We start from the raw sequence: 6000 nt of genomic DNA on the forward strand, positions 1-6000 counted from the left end.
GTTACGCGAGGTCTTCGGGGCCGAAGGCGTCGGGGAGGACCTCGGACATCGGCTTCACACCCGAGACCGTCATCAGCAGCATCTCCGGGCCACCGTTCTCCCACAGCAGCTGGCGGCAACGGCCGCACGGCATGATGACCTCTCCGGAGCCGTTGACGCAGACGACATGGGTGAGCCGGCCGCCGCCGGTCATGTGCAGCGAGGAGACCAGACCGCACTCGGCACACAGCGTCACGCCGTAGCCCGCGTTCTCCACGTTGCACCCTTGCAGCAGGCGCCCGTCGTCCGCATAGCCGGCGACTCCGACGGGGTAGCTGGAGTAGGGCGCGTACGCATGTTTTGCGGCGTCGACGGCGTGCGCACGCAGGCCTTCCCAGTCAAAGCCGTCTGCGGCGTACGTCTGTCTCTCGGTCATGGTCCGACCTTAGAGGCTGTCCAGATAACCGAATGCAACGCAGGAGGCTTATCCTTCGTCGAGATCAAAAATTGGTAACCGTTCGCGTAATCCCTGGAATTGCTCGGTCATAGGGGAGAGCGTTCGGACCATGAACGTCCTTTGCGCCGTATTTCGCGGAGCAACGACCTGGAGGCACCAGTGAAGAACAACATCAAGAAGGCCGCCGCCGGCGGTTTCGCCGCGGTCATGACCGCTGCCGCGCTCGCCGCGTGTGGAGAGGCGCCGGCCGAGCGCGCCGGAGAGGGGAACAGCGACTATCTTCCCTGCATCGTCTCCGACGAAGGCGGCTTCGACGACAAGTCGTTCAACCAGCTCAGCTACGAGGGCGTGAAGGAAGCCGCCGACGAGCTGGGCGCGAAGTTCAAGGACGTCGAGTCCAACAGCCCCAACGACTACACCTCCAACCTGGAGAGCCTGGTCGGTCAGGGCTGCGACACCATCGTGACCGTCGGGTTCGCGCTCTCGGCCGCGACCATCGAGTCCGCCAAGGCCAACCCCGAGACCGAGTACGTCCTCATCGACGACGCGGCCGACGCCGACTTCGACGGCAAGACCGACGCCGAGAACATCAAGCCGATCCTCTACGACACCGCTCAGGCTGCGTTCCTGGCCGGTTACGTCGCCGCCGACTACACCAAGACCGGTGTCGTGGGCACCTACGGCGGCCAGCCCTTCCCGACCGTGACCATCTTCATGGACGGCTTCAAGCAGGGCGTGGAGTACTACGCGAAGACGAAGAACAAGGACGTCAAGGTCGTCGGCTACGAGGGCGGCGAGAAGGGCTCCTTCACCGGCGAGTTCGTCGCCAACGAGAAGGCCACCAACACCGCCCGCCAGATCATTCAGCAGGACGCCGACGTGATCCTGCCGGTCGGCGGCCCGATCTACCAGGGCGCGCTCACCGCGATCGAGGACTCCGGCAAGGAGGTCGCCCTGATCGGTGTCGACGCCGACTTCTACGAGACCGACCCGAAGACCCAGGACGTCGTGCTCACCTCGATCCTGAAGAACATGAAGACCTCCACCACGGACGTCGTCAAGGCCGCCGGTGAGGACAAGTTCGACGCGACGCCTTACGTCGGCACCCTGGAGAACGACGGGGTCGGCCTGGCGCCGTTCCACAACTTCGAGTCGAAGGTCTCCGAGACCCTTCCGGCCGAGATCGAGGAAGTCACCGCCGGCATCAAGGACGGCTCGATCAAGGTCAACTCCTACCTGGCGAAGTAAGCCACCCGGTGGTCCCCGCTCGTCGGGGTCCACCACGACGAGGGGGCCGGCGAACCCGGCCCCCTCGCCACGTACCTCTGGAATTTCTCCATCCCTGCAAGGAATGATCCGTGCCATGAGACTCGCGCTTCGCGACATCACCAAGCGCTTCGGCTCCCTGGTCGCCAACGACCACATCTCCCTGACCGTCGAGCCAGGTGAGATCCACTGCCTCCTCGGCGAGAACGGCGCGGGCAAGTCCACGCTGATGAACGTGCTCTACGGCCTCTACCAGGCCGATGAGGGCGAGATCCTCATCGACGACGAGCCGCAGCGCTTCAAGGGCCCCGGCGACGCGATGGCCGCCGGCATCGGCATGGTGCACCAGCACTTCATGCTGATCCCCGTCTTCACCGTCGCCGAGAACGTCATGCTCGGTCACGAGGCAACCGGTTTCGCCGGCAAGCTCGACCTCGACGCCGCCCGCAAGCTGGTCCGGGACATCTCCGAGCGCTTCGGGTTCCAGGTGGACCCCGACGCGCTCGTCGAGGACCTCCCCGTCGGTGTGCAGCAGCGCGTCGAGATCATCAAGGCGCTCTCTCGCGACGCCGAAGTGCTCGTCTTCGACGAGCCGACCGCCGTGCTGACCCCGCAGGAGACCGACGAGCTGATGGCGATCATGCGCCAGCTCAAGGAGTCCGGCACCGGCATAGTGTTCATCACCCACAAGCTCCGCGAGGTGCGCGAGGTGGCCGACCGGATCACGGTCATCCGCCGCGGCACGGTGGTCGGCGAGGCCTCCCCCGACGCCTCCAACGCCGAGCTCGCGGCCCTCATGGTCGGCCGCCCCGTCGAGCTCAAGGTGCACAAGGAGCCCGCCCAGCCGGGCGAGCGCGCGCTGGTGGTCTCCGACCTCGTCGTCGCCGACGAGGACGGCCACGTCCACGTCGACGGCATCAGCTTCCACATCGACGTCGGCGAGATCCTTGCGGTGGCCGGCGTCCAGGGCAACGGCCAGACCGAGCTCACCGAGGCGATCGTCGGCCTCGCTCCTCACGTCGAGGGCTCGATCAACCTCGACGGCCGCGAGATCGTGGGCCGCTCGGTGCGCAAGGCGCTCGAGGCGGGCATCGGGTTCATCCCCGAGGACCGTCAGGTCGACGGCCTGGTCAGCAACTTCACCATCGCCGAGAACCTCATGCTCAACCGCAGCTACGACAAGCCCTTCGTCTCCCACGGCTCGCTGAACCTCAAGAAGCTCGACACCTTCGCCAAGGAGAAGCTGGCGGAGTACGACGTACGCGCCCCCGGGGTCTCGACCCTGGCCGGGCAGCTCTCCGGCGGCAACCAGCAGAAGGTCGTCGTCGCGCGCGAGCTCTCCCGTGACCTGCGGCTCCTCGTCGCCTCTCAGCCTACCCGCGGCGTCGACGTCGGCTCGATCGAGTTCATCCACAAGCAGATCGTGGCGGCACGGGACTCGGGTGTCCCCGTGCTCGTCGTTTCCTCCGAGCTCGACGAGATCTCCGCTCTCGCCGACCGGATCATGGTCCTCTACCGCGGGCGGGTCGTGGGCATCGTCCCCGCCGACACCTCCCGCGACACCCTCGGCCTGATGATGGCCGGCGAATCTCCTGAAGGGATTGACTCGTGAGTGAGAAAGGGCCGGAGAACGAGCCGGCCGAGACGACGGAGACGACCGAGTCTGCCGAGGTGACCTCGGACGACCGGGTCGGCGAGGGCACCAAGGACTCGGCCTCCGACGCCGACCGGGTGCCCGAGGCGAGCCGTTGGCACCTGGCCCTGCGGGAGATCACCACGGGCAACGCGCTCGTCGCGGTGCTTTCGGTCGTGCTGGCGATGTTCTTCGGGTCGCTGATGATCCTCTTCACCGACGAGGACGTCCGCTACGGGCTCTCCTACTTCTTCGCCCGCCCCTCCGACACGTTCTTCTACGCGTGGGAGGCCATCTCGGGGGCGTACGTCTCGCTGTGGCGGGGCGCGGTCTTCAATGATCTGGCCGGTACGTTCGCCCAGCAGATCAAGCCGATCACCGAGACGCTGAAGTTCGCTGCGCCGCTGACCCTGGCCGGGCTCGGCATCGGTCTGACCTTCCGCGCCGGGCTCTTCAACATCGGTGGTCGCGGCCAGATGCTGCTCGGTGGTGCCGCGGCCGCGTTCGTCGCGGTCAGGCTCGACCTGCCGATGATCGTGCACCTCCCGCTGGCGATCCTCGCCGGTGCGCTGGTCGCCGCTCTGTGGGGTGGGATCGCCGGAATCCTGAAGGCGTTGACCGGGGCCCACGAGGTGATCGTCACGATCATGCTCAACTACGTCGGCTACTACCTGGTCTTCTACGCGCTGACCCGCGAGTCGCTGCTGCAGGCACCTGGATCGGCCAACCCGAAGTCCGCGCCGATGCCGGAGTCGGCGATCCTGCCGGACCTGCTCGGGCCCCAGTTCAACCTGCACGCGGGGTTCCTGCTCGCGGTGCTGGCGACGTTCCTGGTCTGGTGGATCCTCAACCGGTCCTCGCTCGGATACCGGTTCCGCGCCGTGGGTGAGAATCCCGCGGCGGCGAAGGCGGCCGGCATCAACGTCGGCGTCGCCTACGCCAGCGCCTTCATGATCTCGGGCGCTCTGGTCGGTCTGGCCGGCGTCAACCAGGTGCTCGGCTCGGTGACCGACGGCGCTACCGGCGGGCTCGATGCCGGGATCGGGTTCGACGCGATCACCGTCGCGCTGCTGGGTCGGTCGCGTCCGTTCGGCATCCTGGCAGCCGGGGTCCTCTTCGGCGCGTTCAAGTCGGGCGGCTTCTTCATGCAGGCCTCCGAAGGCATCCCTGTCGACATCGTCTTGGTGGTGCAGTCGCTGATCGTGCTGTTCCTCGCCGCGCCGCCACTGGTGAAGGCGATCTTCCGACTCCCCACGAAGGAGGCCTGAGCACTGTGTCTGCTGTCGATCTTCCGATCCAGGCCGACGCCAAGGGCGTCGCCGAACGCATCCCCGGCCTCTGGAAGCCGCCGATCGTCATGGGCGTGTTCACGATCCTGGTGGCACTCCTAGTCCTGGTGGGCCCGCGCCAGGGTGACTCCACCTTCCGGTGGAGCCGGGAAGGTGACTGGTTCGCCATCCCGGACATCTCGCTCCCTGCCAACAGCATCGTCTGGACCGCTGTGCTGCTGTGCCTGCTCTGCACGGCGTTCGCTGCCTGGCGGTCCTACTCCAGGCTCAAGACGCCCATGGTGGTGGTCGCTGCCTTCGCCGTGTTCGCGGTGAGCGGCTTCCTGGCCTGGGCGGTCGCGGGCAAGACGCTTCCCATGGTCGGTCTGCTCGCCGGTGCGCTCGCGCTGGCGGTGCCGCTGGTGTTCGGTGCTCTGGGCGGCGTACTCGGTGAGCGTGCGGGCGTGGTCAACATCGCCATCGACGGGCAGCTGCTCTTCGGCGCCTTCGGTGCGGCGATCACCGCCTCGCTCACCGGCTCGCCATGGGCGGGGCTGGTCGCGGCGATGGTCGCCGGCATGCTCGTCGCGCTGCTGCTCGGCCTCTTCGCGATCACCTACTGGGTCGAGCAGGTCATCGTCGGCGTCGTCCTCAACGTGCTGGTGATCGGGTTCACCAGCTTCATGTTCTCCCAGGTCCTCTCGGAGAACGCCGGAGCGCTCAACAACCCTCCGCACTTCCCGCGCCTGGAGATCCCGATGCTGTCCGGCATCCCGGTCCTCGGCCCGATCTTCTTCCGCCAGACCGTGCTGGTCTACGTGATGTACGCGGCGGTCTTCCTCGTCGCCTGGGCCCTCTACCGTTCCAAGTGGGGCCTGCGAGTGCGCGCGGTCGGCGAGCACCCGAAGGCCGCCGACACCGTCGGCATCGACGTGATCGCCACCCGCTATCGGACGCTGCTGCTGGCCGGCGCGATCGTGGGCATCGGCGGGGCGACGTACACGCTCGTCTCGGTGCCCTCCTTCGGTCGCGAGATGACCGGAGGTGCGGGCTATATCGCCTTGGCTGCGGTCATCTTCGGCAAGTGGGACCCGATCAAGGCCACGCTGGCGGCGCTGCTCTTCGGCTTCGCCTCCAACGTCGAGTCGGTGCTCTCGGTCATCGGCTCGCCGGTGCCGTCGCAGTTCATGCTGATGCTGCCGTACGTGGTGACGATCTTCGCAGTCGCCGGCCTGGTCGGGCACTCACGTGCACCAGCCGCCGACGGCGTGCCATATCGAAAAGGCTGACCAGCCGAAACTGCACTTGTGGGCGACGAAACTGCCGTTTCGTCGCCCACAAGTGATTTAGCGGCTCGCCGGTTCTAACGATTCGGCGGGGGGGGGGGGAGGGTGTGG

At 67.0% G+C, this 6000-nt stretch carries 5 protein-coding genes; 4 read left to right on the forward strand and 1 reads right to left on the reverse strand.

Features of this window, described 5'->3' with window-relative positions; all coding sequences use genetic code 11:
* Window position 1: 1 nt before the first annotated feature.
* Window positions 2–415, reverse strand: a complete 414-nt coding sequence (locus tag H5T77_RS19040) for a cytidine deaminase (protein ID WP_292651905.1) — start codon at window positions 413–415, stop codon at window positions 2–4.
* A gap of 180 nt (window positions 416–595) precedes the next feature.
* On the opposite strand from H5T77_RS19040, the gene H5T77_RS19045 reads away from it, so the two are divergent.
* The 4 genes from H5T77_RS19045 (at window position 596) to H5T77_RS19060 (ending at window position 5892) form a co-directional block, all read left to right on the forward strand.
* Window positions 596–1684, forward strand: a complete 1089-nt coding sequence (locus H5T77_RS19045) for a BMP family lipoprotein (RefSeq protein ID WP_292651906.1) — start codon at window positions 596–598, stop codon at window positions 1682–1684.
* Between the two features lie 115 nt (window positions 1685–1799).
* Window positions 1800–3314: an ABC transporter ATP-binding protein gene (locus H5T77_RS19050; RefSeq protein ID WP_292651909.1), complete on the forward strand. Its 1515-nt coding sequence runs from the start codon at window positions 1800–1802 to the stop codon at window positions 3312–3314.
* Complete coding sequence (locus H5T77_RS19055) at window positions 3311–4603, forward strand: ABC transporter permease (protein ID WP_292651911.1); 1293 nt, start codon at window positions 3311–3313, stop codon at window positions 4601–4603. The genes H5T77_RS19050 and H5T77_RS19055 overlap by 4 nt, the downstream gene beginning before the upstream one ends.
* A 5-nt stretch (window positions 4604–4608) precedes the next feature.
* Window positions 4609–5892, forward strand: coding sequence for an ABC transporter permease (locus tag H5T77_RS19060; RefSeq protein ID WP_292651913.1), 1284 nt, complete (start codon window positions 4609–4611; stop codon window positions 5890–5892).
* Window positions 5893–6000 lie beyond the last annotated feature (108 nt).

The organism is Nocardioides sp., assembly GCF_014360585.1.
Classification (GTDB): Bacteria; Actinomycetota; Actinomycetes; order Propionibacteriales; family Nocardioidaceae; genus Nocardioides.

Excerpts from the sequence above, each read along its gene's own strand:
- H5T77_RS19050 (WP_292651909.1), top strand. The coding sequence starts at position 1,800 with ATGAGACTCGCGCTTCGCGACATCACCAAGCGCTTCGGCTCCCTGGTC.
- H5T77_RS19040 (WP_292651905.1), bottom strand. The coding sequence starts at position 415 with ATGACCGAGAGACAGACGTACGCCGCAGACGGCTTTGACTGGGAAGGC.